The sequence below is a fragment of the Shewanella avicenniae genome (assembly GCF_017354945.1).
GTDB classification, from domain to species: Bacteria; Pseudomonadota; Gammaproteobacteria; order Enterobacterales; family Shewanellaceae; genus Shewanella; species Shewanella avicenniae.
In genome coordinates, this window is record NZ_CP071503.1 from 2,173,892 (window position 1) to 2,191,334 (window position 17,443).

A 17,443-nucleotide genomic window follows, 5' to 3' on the forward strand; every position below is an offset into this window, starting at 1 on the left:
GCTGCCCACAAAAAAGCGGCTTTACGCCGCTTTCATACCGTCTGAGATACTGACGTTCGAGCTTAAATACCGAGTTCGTCAAACAAGCTATCGTCAATATCAGTTTCTGCTTGTTTAACAACTTTGCCTTTAGCAGCAGATGATTTGCTGTGGGCAGCAATGAGTGTGTCTGGGTCAACATCCTCTTCAGCTTCAAAAGAGGCCAGGCTAATAAACTGAGTATTATCCATGGCGAACTCGAGATAGAACACATGGTTGGCTTCGGTGCGGAATGACACTCGACGCACAATCGGATCATCAAGATTTGCATCAATCGAAAGACGTAACTCTTTATTAATTGTCAGCATTTTTGGCTGACTTTGATTAATAGAAGTCTGCAGGTCTTTGGAAATTCGGGTGATAAAATCGCCAAGAATTTGGTTCATCAATTCGCCCATCACGTTTCCGACTTCATCAGAAGTATGGCTGAACGCTAACTCTTCTTCGGGCATTCCCATTTGCAACATGTAACGGCGGTATATTTCAATCGCTGCAGGTGAAGAGAAATTGATTACCACCAAACCTGAAAAACCACCATCAAAAATCGAAAAACAGCCCAAATCCGGTCTTAAATGTGTTTGGCTAATACGCTGAACCATGCCTGCATGGCCAACATTGCTCGCGGTTGTACTCGAAAGTACCCGAGAAACTGAATTGCACAGTTTCAACAAAATGTCGTCGGAAGTAAGTATGTTTGAAGTCATTTGATCTGGTTGATTCATAAAGTGGCCGTAGATTAATAATTGTCTTGTAATGGAAATCTTGCAATGTTTATTGCGTCATCATGCCGCGATAAGCAAAATTCTTACAAGTAAACAATGCCGTTTATGACGACGTCAGTTCAAAATCCAACCAAATTCGGTGAGGTAATTCCCAATTCATTACAAATGACGAGATTAATTCGGCACAAAGTGAAATACTAATGTGGGTGATTTCAGTAAGTCTAACCGTAAGGGAACGATGACATGGCATTACTGCGACAACTAACCATACTGCAACGTCTAATACTGATGTTAGTTATGGCCGCGATAGGCACTTTTTGTTTTGCTGGCTTTTCAATTAATGAGCAGTATAACAATCTGGTTGAACAAAAAGCCTTCCAAAATAAAGCGCTAATTGAAACTGTCTTATCCTTCAGCACCACTCAAACCCGCGTTTTACAATCGCTGCAACTGTCAAATGATCAGCAACGACAGTCAATCATTGCCAGCATCAACGGCATGGCATATGACAACGCCAACCATTTTATGCTGGTAGACAGCGACGGCACCATTTTAGGCAATGGCAACAATAGCAGTTTAGTCGGCAAAAACGTGGCATCGCTGAGTAACAATGATGGCAAAACGCCGTTTCAAGCCTTGGTCAACCAAGCCAGAAATCAGCAACGCGCTACTGCTGAGTTTATTTGGCAACATCCTGCCCGACATCAAGATGAAAACATGCAAGCGTTAGCAGTGCATGATGACAACATGGGCTGGGTTGTGGTGACGGGTGCTTATGCCAGTGATATCAACCAGATCATGAAAACGGTTATTTGGCATTACATGATTATCATGATGCTCATTGCAGTGCCGATTTTCGTTTTCTTCCTGCTGTTAAATCAATCCATTAATACGCCGCTCAAAGCCGCAATTGATGCAATGAATAACATTGCCAACGGCGATGGCGATTTGCGCAAACGGCTTGATACCGGCGGGAAGGACGAAGTATCTGCGTTAGCCACTGCGTTCAATCAATTTGTAGCTAAAATTGGCGCAGCGTTAGATCAAATGAAGCCGATGGGCATGAGCTTGAATCAAGATTCAAAGCAGTTACTCAACGCAGTGACGGAATCTAACCGCAGCGCTGAGCATGTGCACCGTGAAACAGCCAGTGTGGCAACTGCAGTAAATCAGATGCTGGCAACCACCCGTGATATGGCGAGCAATACCCAACAAGCTGCTGACACGGCAACGAGCGTAAAACAGCAAGCGCTTACCGGTAAGCAAACCGTCGAACAAACCTTAGTTCGTTGCGAAACTTTGGCAAAAGAACTGGCGCTTGCGGCCAAACAAACTCAGTCGCTCGGCCATTCATCCGAGCAGATTGGCAGTATTTTGGATGTGATCCGCACCATTGCCGAACAAACCAATCTATTAGCCTTAAATGCGGCAATTGAGGCAGCCCGCGCTGGTGAGCACGGACGAGGTTTTGCAGTCGTTGCCGATGAAGTGAGAGCACTTGCAACCCGCACCCAACACTCCACTAATGAAATTCAGCAGATTGTTACAGATATTCAAACCGGCGTGAGTGAAGTGATGCGCAGTAACCAAGTGACGCAAGCGGAATCACAAGAACTGCAACAGCAAGCCGGATTGGCCGATGATGCAATGCAGCAAATTTTGAAACATATCGCCGACATCACCGATATGAACCACCAATTGGCCAGTGCCACCGAAGAACAAAGTTTGGTCACTGAAGAGATCAATCGTAATGTCAATAATATCTCTGAACTGACAGAAGTTTCGGTCAAAGCTAATGAAAGTACCGGCAATGCCGCCAGTGATTTGGATAAGATCAGCAAGCAGATGTCCGCGGCCCTCACCCAATTCAAAACCTAATCGTTTGAGCAAAACGTTAAAGGCGAACTCATGTTCGCCTTTTTCTTGGAAAAAGACGCTATTCAGCAGCAGTAAATGCTGTATTAGCACTAAAATTGTGGTCTTTGCGCTAGTTATGGCGGTGCCAAGATTGAATATAACGCGCTTCTGATGCATGCTAATCGGTCATCAGTGCTGAATATCTGTCGTTAATGGCATCTGAATGTTGGCTGGAGTATTCTGTATTATGTATGAAAAAACCGTCACCATTGTTGCACAGCATGGGATCCATACTCGCCCAGCCGCTGTTTTGGTGAAAGAAGCAAAGCAGTTTGATTGTGATGTCATGGTTGAGTGCCAAGGCAAGCAGGCCAGTGCTAAGAGTCTGTTCAAACTGCAAACATTAGGCCTCTATAAAGGCGTAGAAGTTCGCGTATTTGCTGATGGTGATTCCGCTGAAACGGCTGTTGATACCATTGCACAACTATTGGAAACGCTGAGCTAAGGAGTAGCGATGGAGGTTAAAGGTATTGCGGTGTCGACCGGGATCGCAGAAGGTAATACCGTTCTGTTCGAACCGTTTGATAACAGTTTAGATTATCGCCTTCTCCCCCTTTACCTCATTCCCAGCGAGCAACGTAAAGCCTCCGATGCGATTCAGCAGCACTGCGACCAACTTGAACAATCGTTAGGCCAGCTCGATGTTAACAGCGATAACTATGCGCTCATCGAAGCGGATCTACTGCTGCTGCAAGACCCTGAACTCACAGGGCAAATACTCGGGTTTATTCGTGACCTGCAACTTTCGGCAACGGCTGCAGTTGAACGGGTATTTTTACACCATGCCAGTGAATTAGCCGCATTAGATGATCCATTAATGGCGCAACGCGCAGATGACGTTGAAAGCCTATGCCGAAGAATCATCAGTGTGATTAACGGCGCTGGTGGTAAGCTCCTCGGTAACTTGCCAGCCGATTCTATTTTATTGGCTGAGGATTTAACACCGTCCGAGTTCGCTCAACTGCCATTAGACCGTATAAAAGGGATTGTGTTAAAAACCGGCGGGTTAACCAGCCATACCGCAATTCTTGCGCGCGCTGCTGGTATTCCAGCGCTATTGTCTTGTAGCTTTGAATTCAATCAAATTGCCGAAGGAATTCCCGTTGTTATTGATGCCTACAGTGGTCAACTCTATATTGCACCTGATGCAGCGACTTATGCGGAGTTGATGGCAAAAAAACAGCAAGATGATCACCGTCGCCATGCGCTATCGAAATACCGAGATTTTGCCTGTGAAACCCGAGACCATCACCGTATTCAACTGATGGCCAACATTACTTCCATCAACGATGTCGCCCGCCTGACGCAAACCGGCATTGATGGTATCGGCCTGTTTCGAACCGAATTTTTGTTAATGGATGCAACCCGAGTGCCCGATGAAAAGGCGCAATTTACTCAGTATTACGAAGCACTGCATCTGCTTAAAGGCAAAACCATCACCATCCGCACTCTCGATATTGGTGCAGACAAAGAATTTGCCTGTCTGCCCCATGGCACTCACGAAGATAATCCAGCGCTCGGTATGCGCGGAGTGCGTTACTCTTTGCAACATAAAGGATTATTGCGTTCACAGTTACGCGCAGTGTTGCGGGTAGCGGAATTTGGTAAAGTGCGACTGATGTTTCCAATGGTGACTCAACCAGAAGAGCTGGATGAATTATTAACAGAATTGATCTTATGTAAACAGCAATTGCAGCTTGAGGGCAAAAAGTTTGGTGAACTTCAGTTGGGTATTGTCGTCGAAACACCAGCAGCTGTGCTTAACTTACCGAGCATGCTCGGCAAACTTGATTTTATTAGTATCGGTAGCAATGATTTAGCGCAGTACACCTTGGCCGCAGATCGCACCAACCTTGGGCTTGCAGCTAATTATCCGGCATTTTGCCCTGCAGTATTGCAGTTGATAAATATGACAATTCAGGCCGCCAAACATGCCGGGGTAAGTTGTTCTCTCTGTGGTGAAATGGCCAGTGACCGACGGATTGCACCGATCCTCGTGGGGATGGGACTTGATGAGTTAAGCATTAACCCCGCCGCCGTACCCGAGGTAAAAGCATTATTGTGTGAAGGTAACTATCAAGAATTTTGTGATCTAGCTAGACAAGCGCTGGCGTGTTCAAGAATAAATGAGCTCGAATCCTTGCTTGTGAGTTGTAAGTTACCAAGTTAATTCAGTATGCTAACAATGAACACAACAAATAAGTCACACAATTAGTTAGTCTTCGAAATTTAATTACACAAGGACATTATTTCAATGGGACTTCTTAGCCGAATTCGGCGCCTGGTATCAGGTCAACCCAATATTGAAGGTGGCATTAAAGTTTATGCGCCGATTTCGGGTGAAATCGTGCCGATTGAAAAAGTACCCGATGTGGTATTTGCAGAAAAAATTGTGGGCGACGGCATAGCTATCAATCCTAAAGGTTGCTACATGCTCGCACCTATTGATGGCACGATTGGAAAAATTTTTGAAACAAATCATGCCTTTAGTATCGAATCGCCGCATGGTTTAGAGCTGTTCGTGCATTTTGGTGTAGGCACTATCGAGCTCAGAGGCAAAGGTTTTAAACGCTTAGCCCAAGAAGGCCAGCAAGTAAAAGCAGGCGATCATATTCTCGAGTTTGACTTAGCGTTCTTGCAAGACCAAGTGAGCAGTTTATTGACCCCAGTTGTGTTGGCCAATATGGAAGATGTGCGCAATTTGGAAAAACGCCAAGGCACTGTCGAAGCAGGCAAAGACGTTATCTTCGTTGTCGACGTGTAACAACACACATTGGTGAACTAGATCACCTTTGTTATACTGCGTTAATCATTTTGACAGCAGCAGATTTTCCATGTCTTCAACGCTCTACGGCCTCTCTCCTAAGGTTTGTGATACAGTTAAGAAAGCCGTCAATTGGCTCGATAGCCAACAGATCACCTACCAATTTTATGATTACCGCGCGCAAGGTTTGTCTGCCGAACAACTCGATTCATGGCTGGCACTCACCGACTGGGAAGCGTTGTTTAATAAGCGCTCAACCAGCTATCGCGAACTTAGTGACCAACAAAAAAACAGCCTCGACGCCCAAAGTGCGCGCCAATTGATGTTAGCTAATCCGACCCTCATCAAGCGGCCGGTACTGACCGACGGCAGCCGAATTCTGATTGGCTTTAAAGAAGCCGCTTACAAGGAGTGGTTTTGCAAATGACCAATGATGTATTAGACCTTGCTATTGACCTGATTAGTCGTCCATCGGTTACACCGCTTGACGAAGGTTGCCAAGCGCTGATGGCCAGTCGCTTAGCACCGCTCGGGTTTAATTGTGAATCAATGGTGTTTGAAGACACAACCAATATGTGGGCCCGCAAAGGCACAGAAAGCCCAGTATTTTGCTTTGCAGGGCACACCGACGTAGTACCAACCGGCGATCTCAACCGCTGGCATACCCCTCCGTTTACCCCGACGGTGATTGATGGTTATCTGCACGGTCGCGGCGCAGCTGATATGAAAGGCTCGTTGGCAGCGATGGTCGTTGCGGTTGAGCGGTTTGTTGCCCAGCATCCCAATCATAAAGGCTCCATTGCATTTTTGATCACCAGTGATGAAGAAGGACCGTTTATCAATGGTACGCCGCGCGTAGTCGATACCTTAGAGGCTCGCAACGAAAAAATGACTTGGGCGTTGGTGGGTGAACCCTCTAGCACCCATAAACTGGGTGATATCGTCAAAAATGGCCGTCGCGGCAGTTTGACCGGCAACCTCACCGTGAAAGGGATTCAAGGCCATGTGGCTTACCCGCATCTGGCAGAAAACCCAATCCATAAGGCCGCACCTGCGCTTGCTGAACTTGCAGCTACGACGTGGGATAATGGCAATGCGTTTTTCCCACCGACCAGTTTTCAAATCGCCAATATCAATGGCGGTACCGGCGCATCCAATGTGATTCCCGGTGAACTGCAAGTGATGTTTAACTTCCGTTATTCAACCGAAGTTACCGCGGAACTGTTGATTAGCAAAGTGGAGCATATTTTAGATACCCACGGGTTAGATTATGAGATTAATTGGGTATTCAACGGCTTACCGTTTTTAACGGGCGAAGGTCTTTTATTAGATGCAACCCGTGAAGCGATTTTTGAAACAACCGGGGTAAACACCGATGCACAAACCTCAGGGGGTACGTCTGATGGGCGCTTTATTGCCCCGACCGGTGCGCAAGTGATTGAACTTGGTCCCGTCAATGCAACAATCCATAAGGTCAACGAATGTGTGTCTGTGGCCGATCTTGAGCTATTGGCACAGTGCTATCAGCGTATTCTGGAAAAATTGTTGTGCTAATGGCTCAATTTTCGGTGCTAGAGCAACAACTATTGGGACTTGATGAGCCCGCCATGTCGGCCTTTACCGATGACGATGGTAAAGTGTTACTACTTGAGCCGCAAACCCTTGCGGCTTTTGTTCGCATGAAGTCCGCTGCGGCTCAAGATGGTATTCAACTGAATATCTGCTCCGCCTTTCGTGCATTTGAGCATCAATGCCGCATCTGGAACAACAAGGCGACAGGTAAGCGGCCATTGCTGAATGCAGATTCATTGCCAGTTGATGTAAACACGCTCAGTGACGAGAACTTGTTAAACACCCTTCTGCTGTGGTCAGCAATTCCTGGAATGTCCCGTCATCATTGGGGTACCGATCTTGACCTATTTGATGGCAGTGCCATTGGTCGCCAACAATTGCAGTTGCTTAACAGCGAATATCAGCCCAACGGCCCATGCCATCAAAGCTATTTATGGCTCGAAGAAAATGCCGCAACATTTGGCTTTTATCGCCCATTTCGACAAGGGTTGAGCGGCACAACCGAGGAACTTTGGCATTTTAGCTATTTTCCTGTAGCTAATCGCCTACAACAACAGTACTCGTCACCGGCCTTAGCTAAGTTACTGAGCAGCAGTGAGATTGCTTTAAAAGATACAGTGGTGTCTCAGCTAAACTTTCTAGTTCAACGCTATGTACATACAGTCGCGCCCTCACCTACCATTGTCACAACAGATGCTTGATAAATAGAGGCAATTAGCCTCTTAATAGATCACATCCCCCCGCAAAGGTTGTACCAGACACAGAACAGCGTCTGGTATCATCGCCAAAGATTGGGCAATCGCGCCCTGTAGTAAAGGCTTAAAGGACATGAGACTGCTAAAACAACTGTTTGATAATAATCGTCGTTGGGCCGAACGGATTCGCAGCGAAAACCCAGAATTTTTTGGCACGTTAGCCAAACAACAAAATCCAGAATACCTGTGGATTGGTTGTTCTGATAGCCGCGTTCCGTCCAACCAAATTATCGATTTATTGCCCGGCGAAGTATTTGTTCACCGCAACATCGCTAACTTAGTGATCCATACAGATCTAAATTGCCTTTCGGTATTGCAGTACGCTGTCGATGTGCTGAAGGTGAAACACATTATGGTGGTCGGCCACTATGGTTGTGGCGGTGTGAAAGCGGCGCTGTCTAACAGTCGCCATGGCTTAATCGACAACTGGCTCGGTCATCTACGCGACATTCACCGCATTCATAGCGAAGAACTCGAACAACTTGATGAAAAAGCGCGTTTTGATCGTATGTGTGAGTTGAACGTTATCGAGCAAGTTTCCAACGTGGTCAGCACCACCATTGTTCAAGACGCTTGGGAACGTGGTCAAGAACTGGCGATTCATGGTTGGTTGTACAGCATCGAAAACGGCTTATTAACCGATCTTGATGTTGCGGTTGATGGCGAATTGTGGCGCCAACAGCAAGCAGCACTCTAAGTAAATTTGTTTTTAAAGGCCGGTGTTTACCGGCCTTTGTTATTTATAGTTGTCGATAATTTTTCGTTATCACACCCGTGTTTTAGCCAATGGGCATGGTAAGATAGCGCCGAAAAATTTCTCGATTTACTAGGAACGCACAATGAAAGTTATCTTGATCATCCCTGCTCGCTACGGTTCATCTCGCTTTCCCGGAAAGCCTCTGGCAATGATCAAAGGTAAACCGATGATCCAGCGCGTTTACGAACGTGCTCAGTTGGCGCAAGGCATTGATGAGATTTACGTTGCCACCGATGATGATCGAATTGCAGCAGCCGTGACCGGCTTTAACGGGAACGTGGTGATGACCACCTCTGATCTCGCCTCTGGTACCGATCGCATTAACCAAGCGATTGCCCACTTGGGATTAGCTGATGAAGATCTGGTCATCAACTTACAAGGTGATCAACCCTTAGCAGATCCAGACTCCTTGGAGCAGTTGGCTACGCTGTTTAAACAAGCGCCGAATCAATTTGAGATGGCTACACTGGCGTACCAATTCGGTGAGAATGACGACCCACTCGATCCTAACCAAGTGAAAGTAGTATTTGATAACGACATGTTTGCGCTTTATTTTTCTCGTTCGCCAATTCCTTTTGGTCGCGATTGCAGCGAATATCCGATTTATAAGCACTTAGGTGTTTACGCCTATACTTGCCGCTTTCTTAAAACGTTCGCAGCACTGCCAATGGGCCGCCTAGAGCAACTTGAAAAGCTAGAACAGTTGCGCGCGTTAGAGCATGGACATCGGATTAAGTTAGCCTTTAGCAAATTCAACTCAACCGAGGTCGACACGCCTGAAGACGTTGCACGTTGCGAACGTTTAATGGATTAATAAAGTTGTGCTGTGAATAATTTTGATCTGTCATTAACGTTGCCCAACAAGGACTAAGGAAAGCACATGTCAAACGTGGAAGCGATACTTATCATTTTGTTAGTGGTTGGGGTGATTTTCAGTAACTTGGCCGTGCTGAAATACAGTGCAAAGTTCAAAATGCCACAGTTTGGCGATAAGCAAAAAAACGATGAACAGCAAAACGCCAAAGTTAAGCCTAACGACAGTGCGGCCAATAACAGCAAAGCGCAGTCAAGTTATGATGACGATGATGAAGAGCCAAAAGGCTTTTAATTAGCGAGTTAACTAATTGCCGTTAGCAACACAAAAGCCGCCATAGTTGGCGGCTTTTGTTCATTTTAGTGGCGGCGATTACTCGACATCTTTCGACATACGGATCACCACTCGCCGGTTAACCGTACGTTGATCGGACGTAATGTTCGACGCTACATGGCGGTCTTCACCATGACCAGCGGTTTGAATACGCTCAGACGGTATACCTTGTTGTACCAAAATATCTTTTAGCTGTTCTGCGCGTTGGATTGATACCCGCTTATTCACATTTTTTGAGCCATAACTGTCAGCGTAGCCATCTATTAGCACTAGCTCGATATTTTTGTCGTACTGTAGATAGGCCTCAACACGTTTAAGCTGCATCTGAGAATACTTGGTCAACTCCGATGTACCCTCTTTAAAATTCAACACGGTAAATGCAATATCATCAAATCCGTACGGCAACAATCCCGCCATACATTGGCGAAATTGAACGTATTCTTGTTGGAAGTTTACCGCAGATAGGCCAACCGCCACGTTACTGACGCTATCATTCCAATCGCGGTAATAGAAGGTAGGTTCCATTCCCCGCTCTAATTCATTTAACATCGCCCAGGCCGTTTTTTTGGGCACTTCTCCGTTGAAATATCTCTTGTAATGCAGGTTCATCAAGGTGCGTGACATTTCACCTGGGCGCCATGCTGGTGCTTTGCTGAGTAATTTAGCATCGGTTACCGCGTCAGGCTTTTGCCACATGTCTAAGGTAAACTGCAAATTCATCTCTTTACCAGAGGTACTGGTAAATACCGCTTTGCCGTAGGCAGGGATGTCATGTTCGAGCGTACATTGCAGTGGCGAACTGGTACTGATCCGCCATTGAGATTGCTCAAGTGACGCGACATAGTGACGTAACTCAGCATTTGCATGCCAAGGAAGCACGAGCAAAGACAGCAATATCACGTGACGCCACATGCGAAAACTCCAGAAAATATGTTCATTCGAGCTTTTATCGGCCAGTTTTATTGATTCTTTAGCTGTAAAAGTAACCAATCAAACATGACACTGGTGATGGGATTTAGGATAATAGCCGCCGTTAAAAAATCCAGAGGTCGCGAATGAATCCCACTGAAGCTAATCAATTAAAGTATCGCTTTCGCGGTTACTACCCTGTTGTTATTGATGTCGAAACCGCCGGATTCAACGCTCAAACCGATGCGCTATTAGAGATCGCCGCCACCTTATTAAAGATGGATGAAGATGGTAACTTGCAAATTGATCGCACTCTGCATTTTCATATTGAACCGTTTGAAGGCGCTAACCTAGAGCCTGAGGCGTTAGCGTTCAATGGGATTGACCCAAGCAATCCGTTGCGCGGTGCCGTTTCCGAAGAAGAAGCGCTCAAAGAAATCTGTAAAGCGGTTAAGAAAAACTTAAAGCAGTTTGATTGCCACCGCGCCATTATTGTGGCGCACAACGCCGCCTTTGATCATGGTTTTGTCAGTAAAGCGATTGAACGTTGTCATCTAAAGCGTTCGCCCTTTCACCCATTTGCTACGTTTGATACCGCTACCCTCGCTGGCTTAGCGTTAGGACATACCGTACTTGCCAAGGCATGTGCTATCGCTGGCATTCCATTTGATAATCGTGAAGCGCATTCAGCACTCTATGACACTGAACGTACAGCTGAACTGTTTTGCTTGATCGTCAATAAGTGGAAAGTACTCGGTGGCTGGCCTGTTGTTGCTGATATAGAAGAGACTATTGAAGACTAACTCTGCTGCACTGACTAGCCCGCAAATAAAAACACCCGCTTAAAGCGGGTGTTTTCGTTGATGAACTTAGGCAGGTTGCAGCTGCCATAATGCTTCTTGCTCATGCAACTGAAACAAACTCTGAGCACGAGAGATTAAGAGATTGGCAAACTGACGTTGGGTTTCGTCCTTTACCGCACCAGATTGAATCAAATTTTCGGCCTTTAACTGCCAAGCCAATGAAAAATGGCGAATAACATCACGCGCATCTTTTGCGGCATTAACGTTGATCACATCCGTTGGTAAATCACCTGAAATAACCCAGTAAGTTGCTTTTGTTGGATGATTCGCTTCGAGCTTCCACACCGCAACGTAAGGAGCAAGATAACGACTTTCAGCCGTGATCACTTTAGTGGGAATAATGCCCTTCTCAGCTAAGAACTTATTTGCCTTTTGATATTGTTCCCGAACCCACGCTTGTAGTTGGGCTTCGGTAAATGCAGGCGCTTCTGTCGTGGCCGATGCTTCGGTCATATGGCTTCCTTGTTTGTCATTGTTGTTATAGAAATCAGGTCAACGGTTACTGATGTTGCAAAATGGAAAGCAAAATTTCCAGCTTTAGCGACAACTGAATCAGTACAGCGATTGGTTGATGGCAAAACTAGATGCTATCGTTCCGCACATATTAGCTCAAGTCAACAGCCCTATTCCGGGAAAAATTTAACAACAAACGGAGACTTTCTGTGGCGGTATTTAATCATATATCCTTCGACGAACATGAACAGGTGGTATTTTGTCATGATAAACACAGTGGCCTAAAGGCGATCATCGCCATTCATAACACTAATCTCGGCCCTGCGTTTGGCGGATGTCGTATGTGGAACTACCACTCTGACGAAGAAGCATTGAATGATGTATTGCGCCTATCTAAGGGGATGACCTATAAGAATGCCCTCGCAGGGCTGGAAATGGGTGGCGGCAAATCAGTGATTATTGCCGACCCTAAAAATACCACTGACCGCACGGCATTGTTTAAAGCCTTTGGTCGCTTTGTGAACAGTTTAGGTGGACGCTATTATGCCGCTGAAGATGTGGGCACAACGCCAGCCGACATCAGTATTGCTGGTGGTGAAACCGCTTATGTCGCAGGACTGGAAGGCAAAAGTGGTGACCCATCGCCATTTACCGCACTCGGTACCTATTTAGGCATTAAAGCCGCGGCTAAACATAAGTTGGGTGTTGATAGTCTAGAAGGACTTAAAATCGCTGTTCAAGGTGTTGGGCATGTGGGTTACTACCTTTGCCGCTATCTACATCAAGAAGGCGCGCAACTGCTCGTAACAGATATCCATCAGCAATCGCTAGACCGTGCACAGCATGAATTTGGCGCGCAGATCGTTGCGCCACAAGAGATCTATTGCCAAGAGGTAGATGTATATGCACCTTGTGCACTGGGCGCGACCTTGAATGACAGCACCATTCCACAGTTGAAGGCCGGCATTGTTGCAGGTTGTGCAAATAACCAGCTGGCTCAAGCGCATCACGCGGAACAACTGAAGCAGTCTGGGATTTTGTATGCGCCAGATTACGTGATTAATGCTGGCGGCATCATCAATGTTTCTTTTGAGAATCATTACGATAAAGACAAATCCATCGCCAAGGTTGAACAGATATATCACACCTTGACTCAAATTTTCAGCGTTGCCGATGCGCAAAATCGTACGACTTCAGAAGTGGCGGATGAAATGGCCAAAGCCATCATCAATAACGCTAAAAGCTAATGTTTATTAGAGCTAAATAGAGACTTTGTCACAACTGGACTGACCAGAAAAATTGTTAATAGTGATACTGACATGCATTTTTTTAACATAAAATTCACATCATCAAGGTGGCTATTTTAACCTCTGTCTGCTTGACTCTAGAGTATCAGCAGCCGCTATGGACAGATGATATGGTCAGATTCAGTTATGATGTAGCTCACCATAAAGTTGAGTTTTGCGCGAGTGATTGGACTGGATTAGAGCACCTTACCGTGAACGGTAAGACAGTGTCGCGCAAGTTTAATTTTGCGCCGCAGAGCGAACATGAATTTGAGCTTACCAATGGTGATAACTGTAAATTGCAGTTACTAACAGATGCTAATGGGGAGCAAACCATCTGCCGCATCTATCGTCGCAATGAACTCATCACAAGCTTAAAACACTTGAGTAACCATCATCTGCATTTAGGTTTGCAGATGGCGATTATTACTTGCGTGTCATGTTTGGTGCTATTCACTCTTTGAAGCTGTGTGGCAATAATTGCATCATCGAGTGTCTTGTATGCGCAATATAACCACTTGAATTCAGACATAAAAAAGTGAGCTTCTAGCTCACTTTTCTTCTCGGTTTACCTTTTTGAGTAACGCCATAAGTACGCAGCGCTCATCCTCATCCAGTTTGCCAAGATACATCTCGTTGACGCGTTCCGCCTCGCGGATCAAATCGTGTTCCATCGCTTTTGCTTGCGGCGTCAGAAAAATTTGAAAGGTTCGACGGTTATCTTCTTCCTGATGACGCACAATCAACTCTTGAGCCTGCAACTGATCCAGTAAGCGGGTCATAGTGTAGTTGGCAACATCACAACGTTTTGAAAGCTCCGTTTGGCTAATACCCTCTTCTTGCAATAAAGCGAACAATACCGGCCACAGCTTAATGTCAATCTGATAAAGCTGCAGGCGAGCATCCAACTCATTCTGAATCTCTTGGTTTAGGTGAGCGACTAAATAACCCAAACTTTCATCTCGGTTCAACTAATACCTCCCGTCATTCAGGCCTGCTTTACTTATTAATACTACCACTGCTGCAATTTTGCACGAGAAGAACCATTAACTTTCGCTAAAATTTTTCTAGAGCAATGTTTTATCGGGAATTAAATTTTTCGATTGGCCATGAAAAAAGAGACCCGAAGGTCTCTTTTTTGCTGAAGTGTTATTGCTTCGCTTGATGTGACAACGCCAATAGCGCTTCGATAGGATGTTTGGCTCTAAAGCCTTCAAGCCGCTTGACTTGGCTACGACACGAATAACCAGAGATCAAAATTTCCTCGTGTGGAATGGTGTTGATCGCCTGTTCCCACGACATTTGGTACAAGGCCTTGGAACGTTCTAGGTTCTCCACCTCATGGCCATAAGTACCTGCCATACCGCAACAGCCTAAGTTAATGCTGTCGAGTTCCGCGCCGAAACGGGCAAAGATTTTTTGCCAATCTTTCGGTGTACTCGGTTTAGCACTGGATTCAGTACAGTGACTAAACCAGGTGAACTTGCGGCCACTTTGTGGCAGCTCGGGTAGCTTATCAAACTGTTGCAATAGCCATTCGTTAGACAGCATTACATCAAAGTTACCGCGCCCCGCTCCCAAAGCGAACTTATATTCATCGCGATATACCAACACCAACGCAGGGTCAACACCAACCATCGGCATGCCAAGTTCCGCGACCTGATTAAGAAAATCCGATGCATTTTTAGCAATCCGCGCAAACTTATCAAGGAAACCTTTGATATGCGCTGGCTTACCGTTCGGCTTAAACGGCAGCAACACCGGTTTGTAGCCAAGCTGCTCGACTAGACGGATAAAGTGATACACCAACTCGGCATCATAGAAACTGGTAAATGGGTCTTGAACCACCAGCACATATTGATCACGTTCCTGCTGCGGAATCCGCTTCAGTGCTTCTAAGTCATAACCACGGCTATGATGCGCGTCTAACATCTGGCTCAATGTCGGAACGGATAACGCTGGCGCATCTACGTAACCCAAAGCCTTTTTGATCACCCATTTACTTACACCGTTTTGCGCCGCAAAATTCATCAATTTAGGCGCTTTGACCATCAGTTGCACTGAGTCTTCAATCGTACCAACGAGATAGTCTTTTGCTGGGCGCATATAGCGGGTGTAATACATGCTAAAGAACTGTGCGCGGAACTTAGGCACATCAACTTTAACTGGGCACTGGCCTGAACACGCTTTACAGGCCAAACAGCCTTTCATCGACTCCATGACTTCATGGGAGTAGTCATATTCTTTATCTTTGTTCAGGGTGTTTTGAATACGCTGGAATATACTCACCGGCTTCGCTTTCGCGAGCGCGTTAATATCAACGCCTTCAGCTTCTAACAGTCGTAGCCACTCACGCATCAAACCTGAACGCCCCTTAGGCGAATGAATACGGTCGCCGGTCACCTTAAATGATGGGCACATTGGCGAAAAACGGCTGTAGTTAAAGCACAACCCGTTGCCGTTACAATCCATTACATCGGGAAACGCGTCACGGATGTTCACGGGGATCTGCCGATCAAACTTGCCGCGCTTGGTACTGTCGACATTGTAAAGCAACGGACCACTGTTTTTCGGCGCAACCAATTTGCCCGGATTAAGGCGGTTTTGCGGATCGAACAGGGTTTTAATCTCTTCGAGTTCGCTATAGAGTTCCTCGCCAAATACTGCTGGGCCATATTCACCGCGCACGCCTTTGCCGTGTTCACCCCACATCAAGCCACCGTACTTACGAGTTAACGCAGCGACTTCGTCGGAAACTTGCTTGAGTAGCTTTTCATCTTGCGGATCGCACATATCGAGCGCAGGACGTACGTGCAGTACTCCAGCATCTACGTGGCCAAACATACCATACTGTAAGTTATGACTATCGAGTAATGCGCGGAACTCCATGATGTAGTCCGCCAACGATTCAGGTGGCACCGCGGTGTCTTCAGCAAAGGCAATCGGCTTACGGCGGCCTTTAGTCGCACCAAGCAGCCCCACGGCCTTTTTACGCATGGCGTAAATTTTTGAGATCGAGCCATTGTCGCGGGTCAGTTGATAACCAACGACGCCTTTTTCACTGTTCGTGATCTGCTGTTCTAGTACCTTACACAGCAATTCGGCGCGCTGTTCAACGTCTTGTTCTTCGCCAGCGAACTCAACCATGTTGAGGCCGTCAATCTCTTTACCCGGTACGTCTTGGATTAGCGCAGACACTGAATGCCAGATAATGTCTTCACGAGCTAAATTCAATACTTTTGAATCAACGGTTTCTACTACGGTCGCATTAGCTTTCACCAAATCTGGCGCATGACGTAATGCCGATTCAAAACTGTCGTACTTAATGTTGACCATCAAGCGTGTTTTCGGCAGCGGCATAACATGCAACTTAGCTTCGGTAACTACCGCTAACGTTCCTTCTGCGCCGGTGAGAATGCGGCTCAAATTGAACTTAGTCAGATCATCATTCCAAACATGCTTAAGATCGTAACCGGTTAAGAAACGATTCATCTCGGGAAAACGTTCAAGAATTAACTGACGTTTATCGGCACAGCGCTTCGCCACTTCGGCAGTAATTTTATCGCCGAGTGATGCACTGCCATCGGGTAATGCGGCCGCATCGATGTCATCTGACGCTAAGGTACTACCATCCACCAGCACGCTTTTTAACGCCATCACATGATCGGAGGTTTTGCCATACACTAAAGAGCCAGCACCGGACGCATCTGTGGCGATCATGCCACCAAGCGTTGCGCGGTTTGAGGTAGATAAATCTGGGCTAAAAAACAGACCGTGAGGACGCAAGGCATCGTTGAGTTGATCTTTGATCACCCCAGCTTCAACTTTTACCCAGTGCTGTTCAGGGTTGATTTCCAGAATACGATTCATATGGCGGCTCAAGTCGAGCACAATACCGTGAGTCAACGCTTGACCGTTGGTGCCAGTACCACCACCACGGGCGCTGAACACGACTTTTTCAAACTCTGGTCGCGCAGCCACACGCAACGCTAATGCGACATCTTCAGAATTTTTAGGATAAATCACCGCCTGCGGCAAGAATTGATAAATCGAATTATCAGTTGCCTGAGCCAAACGCGCACTGTATCGAGTGTCGATATCGCCGCTAAATCCTGCGGCTTCCAAGGCACTCATGTAATCAAGATAGACAGGTTCTAAGACCTGTTGATGGGATAGCAGGGGTAACATTTATCTCTCACTGTCATGTTCTGTTTTGGCAGCATTATAAACAAAAAGAAGCCGCTAAAAAGCGGCTTCTT

Annotated in this window: 18 protein-coding genes; 13 read left to right on the plus strand and 5 right to left on the minus strand. The window is 46.3% G+C overall.

What is annotated here, in order from left to right; genetic code table 11:
• Positions 1-62 precede the first annotated feature (62 nt).
• Entirely contained in the window at positions 63-743 is a 681-nt protein-coding gene (locus JYB87_RS09595) for a DUF3334 family protein (protein WP_207353291.1), read from the minus strand.
• A 261-nt stretch (positions 744-1,004) separates the two neighbouring features.
• On the opposite strand from JYB87_RS09595, the gene JYB87_RS09600 reads away from it, so the two are divergent.
• The 10 genes from JYB87_RS09600 (at position 1,005) to JYB87_RS09645 (ending at position 9,634) form a co-directional block, all read left to right on the plus strand.
• On the plus strand, positions 1,005-2,639 hold the full coding sequence (locus JYB87_RS09600) for a methyl-accepting chemotaxis protein (RefSeq protein ID WP_207353292.1): 1,635 nt from the start codon (positions 1,005-1,007) through the stop codon (positions 2,637-2,639).
• Positions 2,640-2,865: 226 nt separating this feature from the next.
• Positions 2,866-3,123, plus strand: a complete 258-nt coding sequence (locus tag JYB87_RS09605; protein ID WP_207353293.1) for an HPr family phosphocarrier protein — start codon at positions 2,866-2,868, stop codon at positions 3,121-3,123.
• 9 nt (positions 3,124-3,132) lie between these two features.
• Positions 3,133-4,848, plus strand: a complete 1,716-nt coding sequence (gene ptsP, locus JYB87_RS09610; protein WP_207353294.1) for a phosphoenolpyruvate--protein phosphotransferase — start codon at positions 3,133-3,135, stop codon at positions 4,846-4,848.
• 84 nt (positions 4,849-4,932) lie between these two features.
• Entirely contained in the window at positions 4,933-5,442 is a 510-nt protein-coding gene (gene crr / locus JYB87_RS09615) for a PTS glucose transporter subunit IIA (protein WP_207353295.1), read from the plus strand.
• A 70-nt stretch (positions 5,443-5,512) separates the two neighbouring features.
• A complete protein-coding gene (locus JYB87_RS09620; RefSeq protein ID WP_207353296.1) occupies positions 5,513-5,869 on the plus strand; it encodes an ArsC family reductase in 357 nt (118 codons plus the stop codon).
• Positions 5,866-6,996, plus strand: a complete 1,131-nt coding sequence (dapE, locus tag JYB87_RS09625) for a succinyl-diaminopimelate desuccinylase (protein ID WP_207353297.1) — start codon at positions 5,866-5,868, stop codon at positions 6,994-6,996. The genes JYB87_RS09620 and dapE overlap by 4 nt, the downstream gene beginning before the upstream one ends.
• A complete protein-coding gene (locus JYB87_RS09630; RefSeq protein WP_207353298.1) occupies positions 6,996-7,715 on the plus strand; it encodes a M15 family metallopeptidase in 720 nt (239 codons plus the stop codon). The genes dapE and JYB87_RS09630 overlap by 1 nt, the downstream gene beginning before the upstream one ends.
• Before the next feature lie 127 nt (positions 7,716-7,842).
• Positions 7,843-8,466, plus strand: coding sequence for a carbonate dehydratase (gene can, locus JYB87_RS09635; RefSeq protein WP_207353299.1), 624 nt, complete (start codon positions 7,843-7,845; stop codon positions 8,464-8,466).
• 142 nt (positions 8,467-8,608) lie between these two features.
• Positions 8,609-9,340 carry a 3-deoxy-manno-octulosonate cytidylyltransferase gene (gene kdsB, locus JYB87_RS09640; protein ID WP_207353300.1) on the plus strand — a complete coding sequence of 244 codons (732 nt, stop codon included), beginning with the start codon at positions 8,609-8,611 and terminating at the stop codon, positions 9,338-9,340.
• Positions 9,341-9,406: 66 nt separating this feature from the next.
• Positions 9,407-9,634, plus strand: coding sequence for a DUF2897 family protein (locus JYB87_RS09645; protein ID WP_207353301.1), 228 nt, complete (start codon positions 9,407-9,409; stop codon positions 9,632-9,634).
• A gap of 78 nt (positions 9,635-9,712) precedes the next feature.
• On the opposite strand, the gene JYB87_RS09650 is transcribed toward JYB87_RS09645, so the two are convergent.
• On the minus strand, positions 9,713-10,585 hold the full coding sequence (locus tag JYB87_RS09650) for a flagellar protein MotY (RefSeq protein WP_207353302.1): 873 nt from the start codon (positions 10,583-10,585) through the stop codon (positions 9,713-9,715).
• A gap of 143 nt (positions 10,586-10,728) precedes the next feature.
• Here JYB87_RS09650 and rnt point away from each other — a divergent pair, with 143 nt between their 5' ends.
• Positions 10,729-11,385 (plus strand): ribonuclease T, encoded by a 657-nt coding sequence (gene rnt, locus JYB87_RS09655; RefSeq protein WP_207353303.1) that lies wholly within the window; start codon positions 10,729-10,731, stop codon positions 11,383-11,385.
• A 66-nt stretch (positions 11,386-11,451) separates the two neighbouring features.
• Here the strand turns inward: rnt and JYB87_RS09660 are convergent, their stop codons facing one another.
• Entirely contained in the window at positions 11,452-11,898 is a 447-nt protein-coding gene (locus JYB87_RS09660) for a DUF4826 family protein (RefSeq protein ID WP_207353304.1), read from the minus strand.
• A gap of 209 nt (positions 11,899-12,107) precedes the next feature.
• On the opposite strand from JYB87_RS09660, the gene JYB87_RS09665 reads away from it, so the two are divergent.
• Both JYB87_RS09665 and JYB87_RS09670 read left to right on the plus strand, forming a co-directional pair.
• Complete coding sequence (locus JYB87_RS09665) at positions 12,108-13,145, plus strand: Glu/Leu/Phe/Val dehydrogenase dimerization domain-containing protein (protein ID WP_207353305.1); 1,038 nt, start codon at positions 12,108-12,110, stop codon at positions 13,143-13,145.
• A gap of 170 nt (positions 13,146-13,315) precedes the next feature.
• Positions 13,316-13,648, plus strand: a complete 333-nt coding sequence (locus JYB87_RS09670) for a hypothetical protein (protein ID WP_207353306.1) — start codon at positions 13,316-13,318, stop codon at positions 13,646-13,648.
• Between the two features lie 87 nt (positions 13,649-13,735).
• Here JYB87_RS09670 and JYB87_RS09675 read toward each other — a convergent pair whose 3' ends face one another.
• Both JYB87_RS09675 and ydiJ read right to left on the minus strand, forming a co-directional pair.
• Entirely contained in the window at positions 13,736-14,155 is a 420-nt protein-coding gene (locus tag JYB87_RS09675) for a MarR family winged helix-turn-helix transcriptional regulator (protein ID WP_207353307.1), read from the minus strand.
• Between the two features lie 178 nt (positions 14,156-14,333).
• The gene (gene ydiJ / locus JYB87_RS09680; RefSeq protein WP_207353308.1) at positions 14,334-17,372 is read right to left on the minus strand and encodes a D-2-hydroxyglutarate dehydrogenase YdiJ; all 3,039 of its coding nucleotides are present in this window, start codon (positions 17,370-17,372) and stop codon (positions 14,334-14,336) included.
• Positions 17,373-17,443 lie beyond the last annotated feature (71 nt).